This window comes from Pannonibacter phragmitetus DSM 14782, from assembly GCF_000382365.1.
Classification (GTDB): domain Bacteria; phylum Pseudomonadota; class Alphaproteobacteria; order Rhizobiales; family Stappiaceae; genus Pannonibacter; species Pannonibacter phragmitetus.
On sequence record NZ_KB908221.1, the window covers coordinates 113,110 to 131,770 of the forward strand.

Below are 18,661 nucleotides of genomic sequence, written 5' to 3' on the forward strand. Positions count from 1 at the left end.
TGAAAATGTTCATGCAGCGCCAAGCGCCATTGACTGAACAGCCAGCACCGCAAAGAGTTCCCGCAATAGGTGTTCGAAGCTTCCAGGAAGCCCCGCCTGCCGGTTTATGCCGTCAGATGGTGCGCCTGCTGCGCGAGCCAGTCCGTAACGGCAGCAACATCCGGCAGGCGTGCGGTTGCGCAGGTTGGCCCCTCGCCTACCTTGAGCGCGCTGCCGCCAAGAGCGAGCGCGGCCGCCATGGCGTCTTCATCCGTCACATCATCGCCGGCAAAAACCGGAACCCGCCCGCTGAAAGGCGGCAGCTCCATGAAGCGGCGCAGCGCCAGGCCCTTATCATGGGTCGCAGGCTTCACCTCCATCACCATCTTGCCGCGCAGGATATGCAGATCCGGCAGCCCGGTCAGAACACGCGCAAGATGCGCTTCCAGCGCGCCTTCCAGATGGGGAACGGACCTGTAGTGCAGCGCGATGGCCGCCCCCTTGTCTTCCAGCATGATGCCGCCAGCCAGAAGCCCGCTCGCTTCCACAGATTGCCGCAGATGCTGCAGGTCCGGTGAGGCTTCGGCGCGGACAGAGGCGCAAGCTGCGGTCTTGCGCCATTCAAGGCCGTGGAGCCCTGCGGCGGGGAGTGTGAGGGGATGAAGAAAGCCGTCGATCTCGGAGATAGGTCTGCCGGTGATGATGGCGACAGCACCATCCAGACAATCATTGATCCGGCTCAGCAAGCTGATCACTTGGCTATCAACGTCTACGAGCTCCGGACGCGGCGCAAGAGCAGCCAGCGTTCCATCAAAGTCGAGGAAGAGGGCACTATCGGACTGCAGACGGACAGAATTTCGCATGTGCACAATTTAAGGCACAGGGCAGAAAAGTCCACCCCTGCCCCGGATTTTCTCCGGAGCAGGGACAGATGATTGCAAGACGTCAAACGAAGAGGTTGACGAGACTTTCCAGATATTCCTGACGGCCGGACTTCGGCTGCGGCTCAAGATCCGTAGCATGAACACGGTCAGCCAGAGCCTCCAGCGACACGTCGCCCTTGAGGATTGCAGCGTTTTCCGGCTTGGACCAGCCGGCGTAACGGTCTTCGACGAAGCCGCCGAGACGGCCATCTTCGATCATGGCGGCAGCAGCCAGCAGGCCGCGCGCAATGGCGTCTGCCGAGCCGATGTGGCCCTGGATCAGATCCACCGCGTCAATCGACTGACGGCGGATCTTGCTGTCGAAGTTGGTGCCGCCGGTGGTGAAGCCGCCACCTTTCAGGATCTCGTAATAGGCCAGCGTCATTTCCGGAACGTTCATGGCGAACTGGTCCGTATCCCAGCCCGACTGGTAGTCGTTGCGGTTCATGTCCACCGAGCCGAAGATGCCCAGCGCATTGGCGAGCGCCAGCTCATGCTCGAAGGAGTGACCGGCAAGGATCGCATGGCCCTGCTCGATGTTCACCTTCACTTCGTTCTCCAGGCCATAGGACTTGAGGAAGCCGAAGACGGTGGCGACATCATAGTCATACTGGTGCTTGGTCGGCTCCTGCGGCTTCGGCTCGATCAGGATAGTGCCCTTGAAGCCGGTCTTGTGCTTGTACTCGACCACCATGGACAGGAAACGGCCGAGCTGGTCCAGCTCGCGCTTCAGGTCGGTGTTAAGCAGGGTTTCATAGCCCTCGCGGCCGCCCCACAGCACGTAGTTTGCACCACCCAGACGCTTGGTCACGTCCATGGCGTTTTTCACCTGCGCTGCCGAATAGGCGAAGATCTCCGGATCCGGATTGGTGGCCGCACCGCTCATGAAGCGGCGGTTGGAGAAGAGGTTCGCAGTGCCCCACAGCAGCTTCACGCCCGTCTCGGCCATCTTCTTTTCAAAGATGTCGGCGATGGCGTTCACATTGGCATTGCTCTCGGCCAGCGTCGCCCCTTCCGGCGCGATGTCGCGGTCGTGGAAGGTGAAGAAGGGCATGTCCAGCAGCTGGAACATCTCGAAGGCAACGTCGGCCTTCAGGCGGGCCTGTTCCATCGGATCACCGGCGGCCATCCACTTGCGCTGGAAGGTGTCGCCGCCGAACGGGTCACCACCCGGCCAGCAGAACGAGTGCCAGTAGCAGATGGCAAGGCGCAGATGGTCTTCCATGCGCTTGCCGAGGACCATCCGGTCCTTGTCATAGAAGCGGTAGCCATAGGGGTCCCTGGCATCCGGACCAACAAAGCGGACCGGCTCCAGGCCGTCAAAAAAACCAGTAGCCACGTCAGATCTCCTTCACTGCGGGATAGAGTTTGCGCCAGCGGGCATAGGCCTCGCCATAGGCGGAACGAAGAGCGGGATTGGGGTCGATGGCAGCGGCCATCGGCGGGGCGCTGAAGAGCGCATCGGAATAGCCATCCGCCGCCGCCTGACCGAGGCGGGCAGCACCCAGCGCGGCGCCGAAGTCGCCATCCTGCGGCAGATCAACGGTGACGCCCAGAACGGTGGCGATGATCTCCAGCCAGACGCGCGAGCGCGAGCCGCCGCCCACGGCGGTGACACGCTCCACCTTCGTGCCGGCAGAGGTCAGCGCCGCAAGGCAATCCATCAGGGCAAAGGCAACGCCATCCAGCACCGCATGGGTCAGCTCCGCCTCATCGGTGTCATGCGAGATGCCAAAGAAACCGCCCCGGATCGCCACATCATTATGCGGCGTGCGCTCTCCGCCCAGATACGGCATGAACATCACATCCGAAGGCCGCTTCAGATCCGTGACGAGCCCCGTCAGCTCCTGCGCCGGGCGGAGCAGCACCTTGGACAGCCAGTTGAGGCTGTCGGTTGCCGACAGGATCACGCCCATCTGGTGCCATGTGTCCGGCACCGCATGGCAGAAGGCATGCACGGCGCTGCCCACATTGGGCGAGAACCGGTCATTGGTAACGAACAGCACGCCGGAGGTGCCGAGCGAGACGAAGGCCGAGCCCGGTTTCACCGCGCCCGTGCCACAGGCCGAAGCCGCATTGTCGCCGCCGCCACCGGCCACCACCGGGGCCGAGGCCATGCCCCAGCGCTGCGCCAGCTCCGGCCGCAGGCGGCCGCTGGCATCCGAACCTTCGACAAGGCGCGGCATGTGGCTGCGGTTGAGACCGGTCGCTTCAAGCAGCGTATCGGACCAGTCGCGGGCGGCCACATCCATCCACAGAGTGCCGGCACTGTCCGACATGTCGCCCACGTGCTCGCCGGTCAGGCGCAGGCGGACGTAATCCTTCGGCAGCAGCACCTTGGCCGTGCGGGCAAAGATCTCCGGCTCGTTCTCGCGCACCCACTGCAGCTTTGGCGCGGTGAAGCCGGGCATCACCCGGTTGCCGCCAAGGCTGAGGAACCGGGGCTCGCGCGCTTCCAGATCCGCGCATTGTGCAGCCGAGCGGCCATCATTCCACAGGATGCAGGGACGCAGCGGCTTGTCTGCCGCATCCAGCAAGGTGGCCCCGTGCATGTGGCCGGACAGGCCGATGCCGCGCACCGCAGCCATCTCCTTGGGATGGGAGGCGGCAAGCTGGTCCATCGCCAGTTCCAGCGCCGTCCACCAGCTGTCCGGGTCCTGCTCCGACCAGCCGGGATGCGGGCGCTCGACCGTCAGATGGGCACTGGCCGAGGCGAGCACCGCCTGGCTGCCGTCCATCAGGATCGCCTTCACCGAACTGGTGCCGATATCAAGGCCGATATACATGAGGTACGCCCCTCAAAATTGAACCGAAAGAACCCCGGAGCAGGCCGCACATAACTGGCGCACCCGTCCGGGGACTGTTTCTCCATAGCCGATGACGGCTATTTCTGCCAGAGCCTGCAATGCCGCAGGCTCCCGCATGGTCAGGCCATCAGGCCGCCACTGCATCATTCAGCGCGCCCGGCCCCGGCGTTGCGCCGGCAGGGCACTTGCCGAGGATGATCATGCCCAGCACATCATCATCGGTCACGTCCGTGGTCTTGGCGGTGCCGACCAGCTGGCCGTTCTTCATCACGGCAATGCGGTCACACAGCTTGAACACATCGTGGATGTCATGGCTGATGAGGAAGATGCCGAGGCCCTGACGCTTCAGCTCCTCGATCAGTTCCGCCACCATCTGCGTCTCGTGTACGCCAAGAGCAGCCGTTGGCTCGTCCATGATCAGGATGCGGGCATTGAAATAGACCGCACGGGCGATGGCAACCGACTGGCGCTGGCCGCCCGAGAGGGCCTTCACCGGAGCCTTGAACTTTTTGAAGTTCGGGTTGAGCCGCCCCATGATCTTGCGCGTCTCGGCTTCCATCCCATCATCATCGACGAAGCCGAATGGCGTCACCAGCTCGCGGCCGAGGAACAGGTTGGAGGCAGCATCGAGGTTATCGGCCAGCGCCAGCGTCTGGTAGATCGTCTCGATGTTGTACTTGCGCGCATCACGCGGGCTGTGGATCGTGGCGTGCTGGCCATCGATCAGGATCTCGCCGCTGTCCTGACGGTAGGCGCCGGACAGGATCTTGATCAGCGTCGACTTGCCCGCGCCATTGTGGCCCAGAAGGCCCACCACTTCACCGGGGAAGAGGTCGATGGACACATGATCCACCGCACGCACCCCGCCGAACGAGATGCAGATGTCTTTCATTTCGACCAGAGGCGCCATGGTTCAGTCCCCCGTGCGCTTGCGGTAAATGATGTCGACGTAGACTGCAAAGACCAGCACGATGCCGACGACGATGTTCTGGAGCGGCGCATCCACGCCCACCATGGCCATGCCGGATTGCAGCGACTGCATGATCAGCGCACCCAGGATCGCTCCGTAGATGGTGCCGACACCACCGGACAGGGCCGTGCCGCCGATCACCGCCGCCGCAATGACGCGCAGTTCGTCCAGGGTGCCGATGTCATTGGTGGAGAAGCCGAGACGGGCTGCTGCCACCGCACCGGAGATGGCGCAAAGACCGCCCATCAGCGCAAAGATCTTGACCGTCAGCAGGCGGGTGTTGATGCCCGACAGTTCGGCTGCATCCGGGTTGCCACCGGTTGCGAAAATGTAGCGGCCAAGGCGGGTACGGCGGGCGACAACAGTCATGGCCACAGCCACAACGATCAGCACCAGCACCGAGATCGGGATGCCGTAGCCCATGCGGAAGCCTTCGGGCATGACCTCGCCGCGATCTGCAAACAGGCGCTGCACGCGCTGCACCGGCATGTCATAGGCATTGAGCACGGCGACGAAGCCGAGAATGGCACCGCAGATCACCGCTGCAATCACGGCTTCCGCCCAAGCGGGCTTGACGGCAAAGCCATGCGAGGCACGGCGCTTGCGGGCAGAGAACAGAAGAGCCATGGAAGCGGCGACACAGGCGAGGCCGAAGACCCAGGACCAAATCTCGCCGAGCGAACCACCCGTGCCGCCGAGCAGCAGGAAGGTTTCATCCAGCGGGCCAATCGTCTTGCCGTCGGTGATGAACCAGGCGACGTTGCGCCAGACCAGCAAACCGCCAAGCGTGACGATGAAGGCGGGAATGCCGAGATAGCCGATCATCCAGCCCTGTGCCGCGCCAATGGCAACACCAGCCACCAGACCGGCGAGAATGGCCAGGATCCAGATGGAGGGATGGCCGAGGCCAAGCATTCCGGGCAGAACCTGCGTCTGCACGACCGCCATCACCGCCGCGACCGTCGCCAGGAGCGAACCAACGGACAGGTCGATGTGACGGGTGACGATGACGAAGACCATGCCCGTTGCCATGATGGCGACCGAGACGGTCTGGATCGTCAGGTTGAAGATGTTGCGCGGTGTCAGAAAACGCCCGTCCGTGATCACGTTGAACACGAGACAGAGGACGATGAACGCCCCGATCATGCCCAGCAGGCGCGTGTCCAGCTGCAGCGCGGATAAAAACGAGCGGGCCGCCGGAGTCCTCGCCCCGGACAGGTCTGCATTCGACATCGAAGTGCTCCTGGTTGAAAAGCCGGTCCTGATGTGCCGATTGGAGCGCGTGACCCAAGGTCAGTCAAGCAAGCGCTGCGGTTTCACATCGAAAACACTGCCCCGGAACCATCCGGGGCAGTGCAAGGTCTTGACCGGTCAGGCCTTAGTTGCAGGGAGCCGGGCCGCCGGAAACGCCCTGGCAGAGTGCGTCCTTGGTGATCCAGCCCGCGTCCACGACAACATTGAGGTTGTCCTTGGTGATCGCGATCGGGGTCAGGAAGCGCGCGGTCATTTCAGCGCCGCCTGGCGAGGTCCACTTGCCAGCGCCTTCAACGCTGTCGAGCGTGCCGCCCTTGGCAAGGGCCACGGCGATTTCAGCTGCGGTCTTGCCGAGTTCGCGGGAGTCCTTCCAGACGGAAACCGTCTGGGTGCCCTTGGCGATGCGGTTCAGAGCGGCGTGGTCGCCATCCTGGCCGGAGACCGGAATGCCTTCCATGCCCTGAGCGGCCAGAGCTGCAACGGCGCCGCCGGCGGTGCCATCGTTGGAAGCGACAACGGCATTCACCTTGTTGTCGTTCGCGGTCAGGATCTGTTCCATGTTCCGCTGGGCGTTGGCCGGAAGCCAGCCATCGGTGTAGGCCTCACCCACGATCTTGATCTTGCCGGAGTCAATCGCCGGCTGCAGCACTTCCTGCTGGCCGCCGCGCAGGAAGTCGGCGTTGGGGTCCGTAGAGGAGCCCTTGATCATGACGTAGTTGCCTTCCGGCGCAGCCTTCAGCACTTCGCGGGCCTGCATGCGGCCCACTTCAACGTTATCGAAGGTCAGATAGAAGGCGCGCGGATCTTCGATCAGGCGGTCATAGGCGACAACCGGAATGCCTTCGTCGGCAGCGGCCTGCACGGCCGGGCCAATGGCCTGGGCATCCTGGGCAAGGATCACGAGGGCGGTGGCGCCCTGTGCTATGAGGGCTTCGATGTCGGACAGCTGCTTGGCAGAGGAGCTCTGGGCGTCAGCGGAAATGTACTTGGCACCGGCAGCTTCCAGAGCGGCCTTGATCGCACCTTCGTCGGTCTTCCAGCGCTCTTCCTGGAAGTTGGACCAGCTGACGCCGACGACGACATCCTGCGCCTGTGCGGCAGCAGTGAGCGCGGTCGCAGACATGAGCGCGCCCGCAAAAATCATGGCAATCTTGCGCATTGCGTTGTTTCCTCCTGAAAGGCGTCACCCTTCTCCCGGCGCCGCCTTCTTAATCCCCGAGAGTGTCGAACCCCCGTCTCAGCGGGCGGACCTTTATTTTTTTCGGCGCCCGAAAAAAAGTTGCTCCAAAGCTCGCCGCCTGTCAACATGCTTTTGGAGACCGGAAACGGTTTCATCTCGCTGAAGGCCATGCTGGCGGCATAAAGACTGGCAGGCCAGGGACGGAAACAGCACGGGAACTACGTCAGGACATGACGCAGACAGCGAACAGGGACCAGATCCGCAGGCGCAACCGCAGCATCATCCTGCAGACGCTGCGGCGCGAAGGGCAAATGGCGCGCATCGATCTGGGACGCGCCACGCGCCTCAGCCCTGCGACGATCACAGCCATCACCTCGGACATGCTGGACGAAGGCCTCATTGCCGGGATCGAGACCGAAGAGCCGCGCGCGGCCCAGTCACGGGGCCGGCCGCGCAGCATGCTGGCACTCAACGGGGCTGCGGCCAGCGTCATCAGCCTGCGCATTTCGGTCAACTGGATCGATCTCGCGCTGGCTGATTTTACCGGCAGGATCATCTTCAGCCGCAAATATCCGTTCGACACCACGCGGGCCGATGCGGAAAGCTTTCCCGATCTTCTGTGCAGCACCATTGCCAGCTTTGTCGAAGAGTCCGGCGCCAATCCGGCGACCGTGCAGGAAATCGGCGTCGCCTCGCAGGGGATCGTGGACCGGATGCGGGGCGAGATCGTCTGGAGCCCGGCCTTCAGCGGCCGCAACATCCCCGTGGTCGACCCCATCCGCACCCGGCTGGGGGCGCGCTGCTTCCTGACCAACGACACCAACATGATCACCGAGGCGCTGCACTGGTCGGAGCCAGAGCGCTACAGCGGCACCTTTGCCGTCCTGATGGTGGATTACGGCGTCGGCATGGGCCTGTTTCTCGATGGCCACCTTTTCGTCGGCGCCACGGGAGCGGCGGCGGAAATCGGCCATGCCAACCACATTCCAGGCGGCGCCCTGTGCCGCTGCGGCAAGCGCGGCTGCCTTGAGGCGTATCTCGCCGACTATGCCCTGCTGCGGCAGGTGCTGGATCTGCCCGAAGACACGGACCCGCGCTCGCTGCCGGTCAACAGCCAGACCTTTGACGAGCTTTACGCAAAGGCGAAAGCTGGGGATGCCCACGTACGGGCCGTCTTCGATGGCGCAGGCAGGGCGCTCGGCACCGGCCTAGCGCGGCTGCTGGCCATCATCGAGCCGGCCCGCGTCGTGCTGACAGGCGCGGGCATAGAGGCCTTCGAGTTCATGGAAGCCGGCATGCATCAGGCACTTGAGGAGGTGCTGGTGGAGGACTTGCGGCGGCATCTGGTGATCGACGTGGTGGAATGGAACGAGGATTTCATCCGCCGCGGTCTTGTTGCGCAGGCGATGCGGCGGCTGGATGAAAACCTGACCGGACAGCCGGAGGGCATAAGCCCCCGAGCGAGCCTCATCCGCCAAGGCGCCAGCAAAGGGATCTGATTGCTGCGGCACATATGAACCGCAGCCGGGGGGAGAGACGGCATGAGGGGGAGACAGGAACGAGGCCGCATATGGCTGCCTGTTGCAGCGGCACTTGCAGGAGCAGGCGCGCTGTGGCTCGGCCTTGCGGCATCTGCGCAGGCGCAGAGCTGGAGCGAGCGGAACGTTGATCACACGCCGCCGCTGGAGGATATCCGCGCCTCTCTGGATGAAGCCCGCAAGACCGGCAGCCCCACCGCGCTGGAAGCCCTTGCCGAAGAAGGCCGCCGCCTGTTCGAGGCGCGTTTCATCCGCGAGGAAGGCGCCGGACGGCCCATGGCAACGCAGGCCATCGTGCCGACGAAGCGCAAGCGCGCGGTCGAAAACATGTTCAACCGCATGCCCGGTCCCGATGCGGCCGCCTGCTCCGGCTGCCATCACCAGCCGGTCATCGGCGGCGCCGGGGATTTCACCGCCAATGTCTTCGTCTCCGAAGGCTTCGAGAGCGCCGATTTCGACACCTCCGACCCGCAGTTTTCCAACGAGCGCGGCACCAACATCCTGCAGGGCTCCGGCCTGATCGAGCTGCTGGCGCGGGAGATGACGGCTGAGCTGAAAGCCCAGCGCGCCGAAGCCGTGCGCAAGGCACGGGCTGACAAGGTGCCGGTGACGGCGCAGCTCGAAACCAAGGGCGTCAGCTTCGGCAAGGTGACCGCCCATCCCGATGGCACGATCGATGTTTCCGCCATCGACGGCATCGACCGGGATCTGGTGCTGCGCCCCTTCAGCCAGAAGGGTGTGTTCGCCTCGCTGCGCCAGTTTTCGGTCAACGCGCTCAACGTGCATCACGGCATGCAGGCGCAGGAGCGCTTCGGTTCCATGTGGACCGGCACGGATGATTTCGACATGGACGGCGTGACGGACGAGATCCGCCCCGAACATGTCTCTGCCCTCGTCGCCTTTCAGGCCACCCTGCCCGCGCCGGGCCGCAAGGAGGACCTGCCGGAGGACTGGAAGACAGCAGCGGCGCGGGGCGAACAGGTCTTTGCCGCCACCGGCTGCACTGCCTGCCACCGCCCGTCCCTGCCGCTGGAGAGCCTCGCCTTCGAGGACCCGGGCCCGGTGGAAGGGGCTGGCACCTTGCGGCGGCAGGATATAGAGACGCCGCTAGTGCTGGATCTTTCCACACTTGCCTGGGTGAAGGCCCTGCCGCGCGACGAAAAGGGCCGCGTGCTTGTGCCGCTCTATGGCGACCTCAAGCGCCATCAGATTTCCGGCCAGCGCAACAACCGGCTGGGCAACGAGCTGCTGGGCCAGCGCTTCGTCGAGCGGGACGTGTTCATCACCGCAGAACTCTGGGGCGTTGGCAATACGGCGCCATATGGCCACCGCAACGACATCACCACACTGAATGAGGTGATCATGGCCCATGGCGGCGCGGCGGAGGAGACGCAGAAGGCCTATGCCGCCCTGCCCGACGAAGACCGGCAGGCGGTGATTGCCTTCCTGCGCAGCCTGGAGGTTGGCAAATGAGCATGGTCCGCCCGGTTACCACCTCTCTCCTCGCCCTGCTGCCGCTTGCCGCCACGGCTGCGCTGGCGCAGGAGCGCAAGGTCTCGCTCGCCCCCGTGCCGCATTTCGTGGAGGAAGCGGAAGCCGCCGGCATCCGCCAGAGCTACGAAGGCCCCTGGGAATATTTCGTCGGCGGCGGCGTTGCCATTCTCGACTGCAACGGCGACCGCAAGCCGGACCTGTTCATTGCAGGCGGCAAGAACCCCGCCGGGCTTTTCGTTAACGGAAGCTCCACCGGCGGGCCGCTGAAATTCGCCCGCGGCAACGGCGGCCTTGACGAGCGCAGCCTGACCAAGGTGCTGGGGGCCTATCCGCTCGATTTCGACAATGACGGCGAACCGGATCTCGCCGTGCTGCGCGAGGGCGAAAACCTGCTGCTGCGCGGCAAGGGGAACTGCCAGTTCGAGGTGGCCAACCGCTCCCTCGGCTTCAAGGGCGGCAACGAGTGGACAACCTCCTTCTCCGCCGTCTGGGAGGCTGGCAACGCCTATCCGGCGCTCGCCTTCGGCAATTATGTGGACCGCTCCCTGCCCGGTTCGCCCTGGGGTACCTGCCACGAGAATTTCCTTTACCGCCCGCAGGCAACAGACCGGCCGGACTACTCGCAGGCCGAACGGCTGACACCTGGCTTCTGCGCCCTGTCGATGATGTTCACCGACTGGAACCGCTCCGGCGAAGCCTCGCTGCGCATTTCCAACGACCGGCATTACTACCGGGGCGGCGAGGAACAGCTCTGGGCCGTGCCGCCGGGCCGCCCTGCCCGGCTTTACCGCCGGGCCGACGGCTGGCGCAGCCTCACCATCTGGGGCATGGGCATTGCCAGCATCGATCTGGATGTGGATGGCCAGCCCGAATATGCGCTGACCAGCATGGGCGACACCAAGCTGCAGACGCTGGAAAAGGAAGGCGATGAGGTGGTGCCGGTCTATGCGGACATCGCCTTCGAAAAGGGCGTCACCGCACACCGGCCCTATGCAGGCGGGGACTTGCGCCCCTCGACCGGCTGGCATGCGGAATTCCAGGATGTGAACAACGACACCCTTTGGGACCTCTACATCGCCAAGGGCAATGTGGAAGCCATGCCGGACTTTGCCGCTTTCGACCCGGACAACCTGCTGCTGGGCCAGTGGGATGGCAGCTTCACCGAAACAGGCGATCTTGCGGGCATCGCGCTGGAGCGGCGCGGACGCGGCGCTGGCCTTGCCGATTTCAATCAGGACGGCCTGCTGGATCTGATTGTGGTCAACCGCAGCGCCCCCGTCAGCCTGTTCCGCAACACGGGCGCGGGCACAGCCGAAGCCCCGCGCCCGCTCGGCAACTGGGTCGCGGTGGAGCTGAAACAGCCGGGCAAGCCCAACCGCAACGCCATCGGCGCAAAGATCAGCGTGCGGGCAGGCACCAAATCCATCGAGCGCGACCTGCAGATTGGCGGCGGCCACGCCTCAGGCCAGCTCGGCTTTGCCCATTTCGGCCTCGGCGTCTCCGAACGCGCCCAGATCCGCGTGCGCTGGCCGGACGGCGAATGGAGCCACGCCTACCGCGTCTTCGCCAACACCCACGTGGTCATCGAACGCGGCGCGGAAGAGGCGAAGCTCTGGCTGCCGGAGTAGATAGAGTGTCCTGAGACGGAAATCACCTGACAGCCGGCACAGTCTTACGGAGGGACCACTGTCAGGTGATTACCATCTCAGACACACCGTCTTGCCATGACTTGATCATGGCAGGACGGAAACGGAGGGGTCTGACCGGTTCGATTGCCCGGAGACCGGTTTTCCCGGCCGGGTGAAGCCGGAGAGGCGGTTGATTGGAGAATTGCCACCCCAAATCAATTCAATCAGTTAGCACCTGCAAAAACATGACTATCATATTCATATAATTGATCTTTCGAAAAATATTTGACTGTTTGGACAAATTTTCCTTCAATGGGAACGGATAAGCCTGTTCGCAAAAAGAAACGGGCGCCGAACATAGATCGCCACCTTCCGGAGATCCTCCCATGACTGAGACCAGACCTGGTCCGGACATTGCGCCTGCGCGCCTTCCGGCTGACCAGTATGCACAGAACTTCTGTGACCTGCACCCGCGCCTCGACCCGCATGAGGCAAGGGTGGAGAGTGACCGCTGCTACTTCTGCTATGACGCGCCTTGCGTGAATGCCTGCCCGACCAGCATCGACATTCCGCTGTTCATCCGCCAGATCTCGACCGGCAACGACACCGGCGCGGCGCGGACGATCTTTGCGCAGAACATCCTTGGCGGCATGTGCGCCCGCGTCTGCCCGACGGAGACCCTGTGCGAGCAGGCCTGCGTGCGCAACGAGGCAGAAGCCAAGCCGGTGAAGATCGGCGAGCTGCAGCGCTTTGCCACCGACCATTACATGGAAACCCACGCCACCACGCCCTTCACCCGCGCAGCCGAAACCGGCAAGCGTGTGGCCGTTGTGGGCGCGGGCCCGGCGGGCCTGTCCTGCGCCCACCGGCTCGCCGTGCATGGCCATGCGGTAACGCTCTATGATGCCCGGCCCAAGGCGGGCGGACTCAACGAATATGGCATTGCCGCCTACAAGTCGGTTGATGACTTTGCCGCGCGCGAGGTGGATTTCATCCTCTCCATCGGCGGCATCACCGTGGAGCATGGCAAGGTGCTGGGCGAAGACCTTTCCCTTTCCGCGCTGACGAAGGACTTCGACGCGGTGTTCCTCGGCATCGGCCTTGCCGGCGTCAACGGCCTATCCGTTCCCGGCGAGGAGCTGGAGGGCGTGGTGGATGCGGTTGCCTATATCGCGGAGCTGCGGCAGGCGAAGGATCTTTCCACCCTGCCCGTCGGACGGCGCGTTGTGGTGATCGGCGGCGGCATGACGGCGGTGGACATTGCCGTGCAGAGCAAGCTGCTGGGTGCCGAAGAGGTAACCATCGCCTACCGGCGCGGCAAGGAGCACATGAACGCCAGCCCCTATGAGCAGGACCTCGCCAAGACCAATGGCGTGCGCATCCTGCACTGGGCAGCCCCCAAGGCGATGCATGGTGAAAACGGCAAGCTGACCCGCATCGAGCTGGAACGCACCCGGATCGACAACGCGGGCAAGCTGGTGATGACCGGCGAGACCTTCAGCCTTGAGGCCGACATGGTGTTCAAGGCCGTGGGCCAGAAGCTCAACCCGTCCGGGCTGAACGGTTCGGCGGCGGCGCTGACCCTCGACAAGGGGCGCATCGTCACGGACGCCACCCGTGCAACCACCATGGCCAGGGTCTGGGCCGGCGGCGACTGCATCGCCGGCGGGGAAGACCTGACCGTGGCCGCCGTCGAGGACGGCAAGGTTGCCGCCGAAGCCATCCATCAGGCGCTCAGCGCCTGAGCCAGCCGTTCTTTGCGGAGATCCCGTCATGGTTGATCTGAGATCTGATTTCGTGGGCATCAAGTCGCCCAACCCGTTCTGGCTCGCCTCTGCGCCGCCAACGGACAAGGAATACAACGTGGTGCGCGCCTACAAGGCGGGCTGGGGCGGCGTCGTGTGGAAGACGCTGGGCGAGGACCCGAATGTGGTCAACGTCAATGGCCCGCGCTATGGCGCCATTCATGGCAAGGACCGCCAGCTCATCGGCCTCAACAACATCGAGCTGATCACCGACCGGCCGCTTGAGGTGAACCTGCAGGAAATCAAGCGCGTCAAGCGCGACTGGAAGGACCGCGCCCTTGTCGTGTCGCTGATGGTGCCCTGCGAGGAGGCCAACTGGGCCGCGATCCTCAAGCGCGTGGAAGAAACCGAGGCCGATGGCGTGGAGCTGAACTTCGGCTGCCCGCATGGCATGAGCGAGCGCGGCATGGGCTCGGCCGTGGGCCAGGTGCCGGAATATATCGAGATGGTCACCCGCTGGGCCAAGAAGCACACCCGCATGCCGGTCATCGTCAAGCTGACGCCCAACATCACCGATGTGCGCAAGCCCGCACAGGCCGCCAAACGCGGCGGGGCGGATGCTGTGTCGCTGATCAACACCATCAACTCCATCGTGGGTGTCGACCTCGACCGCATGGCACCAACGCCGACCATTGACGGCAAGGGCTCGCACGGCGGCTATTGCGGCCCGGCGGTGAAGCCGATTGCCCTCAACATGGTGGCGGAAATCGCCCGCGATCCGGAAACCTACGGCCTGCCGATTTCCGGCATCGGCGGCGTCACCACCTGGCGCGATGCGGCGGAGTTCATTGCCCTGGGTGCCGGCAACGTGCAGGTCTGCACCGCCGCCATGACCTATGGCTTCAAGATCGTCGAGGAGATGATCGAGGGCCTGAAGGACTGGATGGGCGAGGCCGGCTACGAGCGGATTTCGGACTTCTCCGGCCGTGCAGTGCCCAATGTCACCGACTGGCGCTACCTCAACCTCAACTACATCGCCAAGGCGAAGATCGACGAGGACCTCTGCATCAAGTGTGGCCGCTGCCACATCGCCTGCGAGGACACCTCGCATCAGGCGATCACCAACATGGTGGACGGGGTGCGCAAGTTCGAGGTGATCGACGAGGAATGCGTCGGCTGCAATCTCTGCGTCTCGGTCTGCCCGGTGGAAAATTGCATCACCATGGAACCAATGGCCACCGGAACCGTTGATCCGCGGACGGGCCGTTCCGTCTCTGGGGACTATGCCAACTGGACGACACATCCGAACAACCCCAGCGCCCGCATCGCCGCCGAGTGATTAAGCCCCCGGAGAGCTTTGCTCAACGGAAACTGTTCAAGCACTGCGGCGCCTGAGCGTTCCAAGTCTTGATGCGTCAGCATCTTAAGACTTGGCGTAAAGGCACAGACTTGCGACGGCACCCCAGCCCCCGGGATGCCGTTCACCCCAGCTCGATGAGAGGCGACTCCCCCGGCTGCCCGGCATAGGCAGCCGGGGATTTTTTTGTCCGTGTGAAGTTACTTTTCAAATTGTAATGTTATCTTATAACATATATCACTGCCCCAGTATGAAAACCTGTTCCGGATTTATGACGGCGGACCTTGACAGGAAGGGCGGCGGCTTTGATCATCTGCGGCGATGGTTCCCGGCTGGCAAAGCCTTGGCCGGGTGAAAAGGGAACACGGTACGGTGTAGCCAACAGGCGCCAAGTCCGTGACTGCCCCCGCAACTGTAGGCGGCGAGCGACCCCGGGTGATCCACTGTTCCAGCGAGGAACGGGAAGGACCGGGCAAGCGGCGACCCGCAAGTCAGGAGACCTGCCATCACAGCAGACCTCAAACCGCCGGGCGGGGTGTCCCGGAAGGAGCATATCCATGACCATTCAGGGACCGGCCTTGGCCGGAACACATGTGCCTGCGGCCGTGCAGGCCATTCCCAAAACGGAAGGAACCTCCCCTTCCCATCACCTCACCATCTGCGTCACCTGCCGTGACACGCAAACCGGCGAGCGGCCCGGCCAGAGCCTTGGCGCCGCTCTTGCCAGCGCGCTGCAGGCCGATGCGGACTGGTCCATCTCCGGCGTTGAATGCATGGCCGCCTGCGGCCTGCCCTGCGCTGTCGCGCTGACGTCTCCCGGCAAAACCGGCTGGCTGTTCGGCAACCTGACGCTGGAAGACGTGCCGGACATTGCCGCTTTTGCCCGCCAGTATCACGGCCTGGCCGATGGCTGGTGCAAGGCATCCGAGCGTCCGGGCCGGATGGCGAAGACCGCACTGGCCCGCATTCCCGCGCCCGGCCGCACAACCGCCTTCGAGCCTGCCGCGTGAGCGCGCCGTTCTTCGAGGCTGACACTCTTGGCTGGGGGCCGCGCGGACGCCCTGCCCTCCTCTCCGGGATCAGCTTCACCGTCCGTCAGGGAGAGATGCTGGCCATCTGCGGTGCCAATGGCGCGGGCAAGTCGTCGCTGCTGCGGCTGCTGTACCGCTTCCACAAGCCGCAGACAGGTGACGTGCGGCTGGAGGGCTCGAGCCTTTGGGCCATGTCGAGCCGTGACACGGCCCGCCGCATTGCCGTGGTGCTGCAGGAGCAGCCGACGGACTTTGCCCTCACCGTGCGCCAGATCGTCAGCCTCGGCCGCCTGCCGCACCAGCGCGGACTTGCGGCAGCCGGAGCGCGTGACGGCGAGGTGGTGGAGCATGCGCTGGCCCGGCTGCATCTGACGGCACTGAGCGAGCGCTCTTTCGGCACCCTGTCCGGCGGAGAGCGCCAGCGCGTGCTGGTGGCCCGTGCGCTGGCGCAGGAACCGCGCCTGCTCATCCTTGATGAGCCGACGAACCATCTCGACATCCGCCACCAGCTGGAGCTGATGGCCCTGCTGCGCAGCCTGCCGCTGACGGTGATCACCACCCTGCATGACCTGACGCTGGCCGCAGAACATGCCGACCGGGTGCTGCTGCTCGCCAATGGCACCGTGCTCGCCATGGACACGCCGGAAGCGGCGCTGACCGAAGCCAATATCGCCGGGGCCTTCTCCGTCCGTTCACGGATCGATACCTCCGGCCATTCCCCCCGTTTTTCCTTTCACTTGTGAGATCTGACCGATGCGTATAGCCCTTGCTCTCGCCGCCTTTCTGGCCACAACCGCCAGCGCCCTCGCCTATCCGGTGACGGTGAAAAGCTGCAACCGCGATGTCACCTTTGACGCCGCCCCCACACGCGCCGTCTCCAATGACGTGAACCTCACCGAAATGATGCTGGTGCTGGGCCTGACGGACCACATGGCCGGTTACACCGGCGTGTCTGGCTGGAAGACGCTGGACCCGGACATGCGCGAAGGCGTGAAGGAGCTGCCGGAACTTGCCGAAAAATACCCCACCAAGGAAGTGCTGCTGGGTGCAGAGGCGGACTTCTATTTCGCGGGCTGGAACTACGGCATGAAGGTCGGCGGAGAAGTGACGCCCGACACCCTCGCCCCCTTCGGCATCAAGGTCTATGAGCTGACCGAAAGCTGCATCCACATCGGCCCCAAGGAGAAGATCTCCATGGCCGACATGTACAATGACCTTTTGAACCTCGGGACGATCTTCGGCATCGAGGACAAGGCCAATGCGCTGGTCGCCGGTTACGAGGCAAAGCTTGCCGAAGTGACGGCAAAGGTGAAGACCTCAGGCAAGGAACCGCTGCGCGTCTTCGTCTATGACAGCGGCGAGGACACGCCCTTCACTGCCGGACGCTATGCCATGCCCACCGCCCTTATCGAGGCTGCAGGCGGACGCAACATCATGGATGATCTCGACAAGAGCTGGGCGACCGTCGCCTGGGAGCCGGTCATCGAGCGCAATCCGGAAGTGGTCGTCATCGTCAACTACGGGCAGGTGACGGCGGAACAGAAGATCGCCTTCATGAAGTCCAACCCGGCCTTCGCCAGCATCGACGCGGTAAAGAATGACCGCTTCGTCGTGCTGGAATATGTCGAGGCAACGCCCGGCCCCCGCAACATCCGCGCTGTGGAGAAGCTCGTTGACGGTTTCACACGCAACTGAGGCCGATGCGCTGGAAGGCGCACTTGCCCGGCACCGGTCCAGAATCTGGCCGGTGCTGGCCATCGCGGCTCTATGCTTTGCCCTTCTGGCCACGGCGGTGATTGCCGCCCTGGCCGTGGGCGCCGTCGCCGTGCCACCTGCGGATGTAGCCGGCATCCTTCTGTCGAAGATCTTTCCCGGATCGGTGGAGAAGACCTGGAGCGTAGCGCGCGAGGCCATCGTCTGGGATGTGCGCTTTCCCCGTGCGCTGCTGGCTGCCCTTGTCGGCGCGGGCCTTGCCATGACCGGTGCCGCCCTGCAATCGGTCACCCGCAACCAGCTGGCCGACCCGCATCTGCTCGGCATTTCTTCGGGCGCTGCCTTCGGCGCCATTCTGGCGCTGCTGCATACCGGGCTGTTTCTCGGAATGCTGACCGTGCCGCTGCTCGCCTTCTTCGGCGCGCTGGGGGCGACAGCCATCGTGCTCTGCGTGGTGCGGATCACACGGGCCGGTTCGCCCGACCGGCTGGTGCTGGCAGGCGTTGCCGTGTCCTTCGTGATCATGGCCTGCGCCAACATCCTGATCTTCCTGGCAGATCCGAAGGCGACCCATACGGTGGTGTTCTGGATGCTGGGCGGGCTGGGCCTTGCCCAGTGGAGCCACCTGCTCTATCCGCTGGCCGTGCTCCTGCCCTGCGGGATCTGGCTATGGCTGAAGGCGGGCCAGCTCAATGCCATCACGCTGGGGGACGAGACGGCAGCAACGCTCGGCATCCCCGTCAACCGGCTGCGGCTGTCGGTGTTTGTGGCGGGCGCCCTCATCACCGGCGTGTCGGTCGCCTTCTCCGGCATCATCGGCTTCGTCGGCCTGATGATGCCGCATCTGGTGCGGCTGGTGGCGGGCGGCGACAATGCCCGCGTCCTGCCGCTGTCCGCACTGGCCGGAGCCCTGTTCCTGATCCTTGCCGACATCTGCGCCCGCGTGGTCATGGCCCCGGAAGACATGCCCATCGGCATCGTCACCGGCCTTGCCGGAGGCCTGTTCTTCATCTGGCTGATGGCACGGCAGAGGTGAGAGGGG

At 64.2% G+C, this 18,661-nt stretch carries 15 protein-coding genes and 1 riboswitch; of the genes, 9 read left to right on the forward strand and 6 right to left on the reverse strand.

What is annotated here, in order from left to right; all coding sequences use genetic code 11:
* Positions 1-104: 104 nt before the first annotated feature.
* The 6 genes from otsB to xylF all read right to left on the reverse strand — a co-directional run bounded on the left by otsB (position 105) and on the right by xylF (position 7,092).
* Positions 105-842, reverse strand: coding sequence for a trehalose-phosphatase (otsB, locus tag H163_RS0112460; RefSeq protein ID WP_026355784.1), 738 nt, complete (start codon positions 840-842; stop codon positions 105-107).
* 82 nt (positions 843-924) lie between these two features.
* Complete coding sequence (gene xylA, locus H163_RS0112465) at positions 925-2,241, reverse strand: xylose isomerase (RefSeq protein WP_019964921.1); 1,317 nt, start codon at positions 2,239-2,241, stop codon at positions 925-927.
* Between the two features lies 1 nt (position 2,242).
* Positions 2,243-3,688 (reverse strand): xylulokinase, encoded by a 1,446-nt coding sequence (gene xylB, locus H163_RS0112470; protein WP_019964922.1) that lies wholly within the window; start codon positions 3,686-3,688, stop codon positions 2,243-2,245.
* Positions 3,689-3,836: 148 nt separating this feature from the next.
* Positions 3,837-4,619, reverse strand: a complete 783-nt coding sequence (locus tag H163_RS0112475) for an ATP-binding cassette domain-containing protein (RefSeq protein ID WP_019964923.1) — start codon at positions 4,617-4,619, stop codon at positions 3,837-3,839.
* Between the two features lie 3 nt (positions 4,620-4,622).
* Complete coding sequence (locus H163_RS0112480) at positions 4,623-5,912, reverse strand: sugar ABC transporter permease (protein ID WP_019964924.1); 1,290 nt, start codon at positions 5,910-5,912, stop codon at positions 4,623-4,625.
* 145 nt (positions 5,913-6,057) lie between these two features.
* Positions 6,058-7,092, reverse strand: a complete 1,035-nt coding sequence (gene xylF, locus H163_RS0112485; protein ID WP_019964925.1) for a D-xylose ABC transporter substrate-binding protein — start codon at positions 7,090-7,092, stop codon at positions 6,058-6,060.
* 251 nt (positions 7,093-7,343) lie between these two features.
* On the opposite strand from xylF, the gene H163_RS0112495 reads away from it, so the two are divergent.
* The 9 genes from H163_RS0112495 (at position 7,344) to H163_RS0112535 (ending at position 18,655) form a co-directional block, all read left to right on the forward strand.
* On the forward strand, positions 7,344-8,612 hold the full coding sequence (locus H163_RS0112495; protein ID WP_019964926.1) for an ROK family transcriptional regulator: 1,269 nt from the start codon (positions 7,344-7,346) through the stop codon (positions 8,610-8,612).
* 42 nt (positions 8,613-8,654) lie between these two features.
* Positions 8,655-10,124 (forward strand): di-heme oxidoredictase family protein, encoded by a 1,470-nt coding sequence (locus tag H163_RS0112500; RefSeq protein WP_019964927.1) that lies wholly within the window; start codon positions 8,655-8,657, stop codon positions 10,122-10,124.
* Entirely contained in the window at positions 10,121-11,773 is a 1,653-nt protein-coding gene (locus tag H163_RS0112505) for a CRTAC1 family protein (RefSeq protein WP_019964928.1), read from the forward strand. The genes H163_RS0112500 and H163_RS0112505 overlap by 4 nt, the downstream gene beginning before the upstream one ends.
* Positions 11,774-12,159: 386 nt before the next feature.
* The gene (locus H163_RS0112510; RefSeq protein WP_019964929.1) at positions 12,160-13,518 is read left to right on the forward strand and encodes an NAD(P)-dependent oxidoreductase; all 1,359 of its coding nucleotides are present in this window, start codon (positions 12,160-12,162) and stop codon (positions 13,516-13,518) included.
* Positions 13,519-13,546: 28 nt separating this feature from the next.
* Positions 13,547-14,857 carry an NAD-dependent dihydropyrimidine dehydrogenase subunit PreA gene (gene preA, locus H163_RS0112515; protein WP_019964930.1) on the forward strand — a complete coding sequence of 437 codons (1,311 nt, stop codon included), beginning with the start codon at positions 13,547-13,549 and terminating at the stop codon, positions 14,855-14,857.
* A gap of 323 nt (positions 14,858-15,180) precedes the next feature.
* Positions 15,181-15,397: riboswitch (cobalamin riboswitch) on the forward strand.
* Positions 15,398-15,432: 35 nt separating this feature from the next.
* Positions 15,433-15,885 carry a DUF1636 family protein gene (locus H163_RS22750; protein ID WP_019964931.1) on the forward strand — a complete coding sequence of 151 codons (453 nt, stop codon included), beginning with the start codon at positions 15,433-15,435 and terminating at the stop codon, positions 15,883-15,885.
* Complete coding sequence (locus H163_RS0112525; RefSeq protein ID WP_026355785.1) at positions 15,882-16,649, forward strand: ABC transporter ATP-binding protein; 768 nt, start codon at positions 15,882-15,884, stop codon at positions 16,647-16,649. Before H163_RS22750 ends, H163_RS0112525 begins: the two co-directional genes overlap by 4 nt.
* A gap of 10 nt (positions 16,650-16,659) precedes the next feature.
* Positions 16,660-17,601: an ABC transporter substrate-binding protein gene (locus H163_RS0112530; protein WP_019964933.1), complete on the forward strand. Its 942-nt coding sequence runs from the start codon at positions 16,660-16,662 to the stop codon at positions 17,599-17,601.
* A complete protein-coding gene (locus H163_RS0112535; protein WP_019964934.1) occupies positions 17,579-18,655 on the forward strand; it encodes a FecCD family ABC transporter permease in 1,077 nt (358 codons plus the stop codon). Before H163_RS0112530 ends, H163_RS0112535 begins: the two co-directional genes overlap by 23 nt.
* Positions 18,656-18,661 lie beyond the last annotated feature (6 nt).

Coding starts and splice junctions, on each gene's coding strand:
- H163_RS22750 (WP_019964931.1), top strand. CDS start 15,433: ATGACCATTCAGGGACCGGCCTTGGCCGGAACACATGTGCCTGCGGCC.
- xylF (WP_019964925.1), bottom strand. CDS start 7,092: ATGCGCAAGATTGCCATGATTTTTGCGGGCGCGCTCATGTCTGCGACC.
- preA (WP_019964930.1), top strand. CDS start 13,547: ATGGTTGATCTGAGATCTGATTTCGTGGGCATCAAGTCGCCCAACCCG.
- xylB (WP_019964922.1), bottom strand. CDS start 3,688: ATGTATATCGGCCTTGATATCGGCACCAGTTCGGTGAAGGCGATCCTG.
- H163_RS0112530 (WP_019964933.1), top strand. CDS start 16,660: ATGCGTATAGCCCTTGCTCTCGCCGCCTTTCTGGCCACAACCGCCAGC.
- H163_RS0112500 (WP_019964927.1), top strand. CDS start 8,655: ATGAGGGGGAGACAGGAACGAGGCCGCATATGGCTGCCTGTTGCAGCG.
- H163_RS0112480 (WP_019964924.1), bottom strand. CDS start 5,912: ATGTCGAATGCAGACCTGTCCGGGGCGAGGACTCCGGCGGCCCGCTCG.
- H163_RS0112495 (WP_019964926.1), top strand. CDS start 7,344: ATGACGCAGACAGCGAACAGGGACCAGATCCGCAGGCGCAACCGCAGC.
- otsB (WP_026355784.1), bottom strand. CDS start 842: ATGCGAAATTCTGTCCGTCTGCAGTCCGATAGTGCCCTCTTCCTCGAC.
- H163_RS0112510 (WP_019964929.1), top strand. CDS start 12,160: ATGACTGAGACCAGACCTGGTCCGGACATTGCGCCTGCGCGCCTTCCG.
- H163_RS0112505 (WP_019964928.1), top strand. CDS start 10,121: ATGAGCATGGTCCGCCCGGTTACCACCTCTCTCCTCGCCCTGCTGCCG.
- H163_RS0112475 (WP_019964923.1), bottom strand. CDS start 4,619: ATGGCGCCTCTGGTCGAAATGAAAGACATCTGCATCTCGTTCGGCGGG.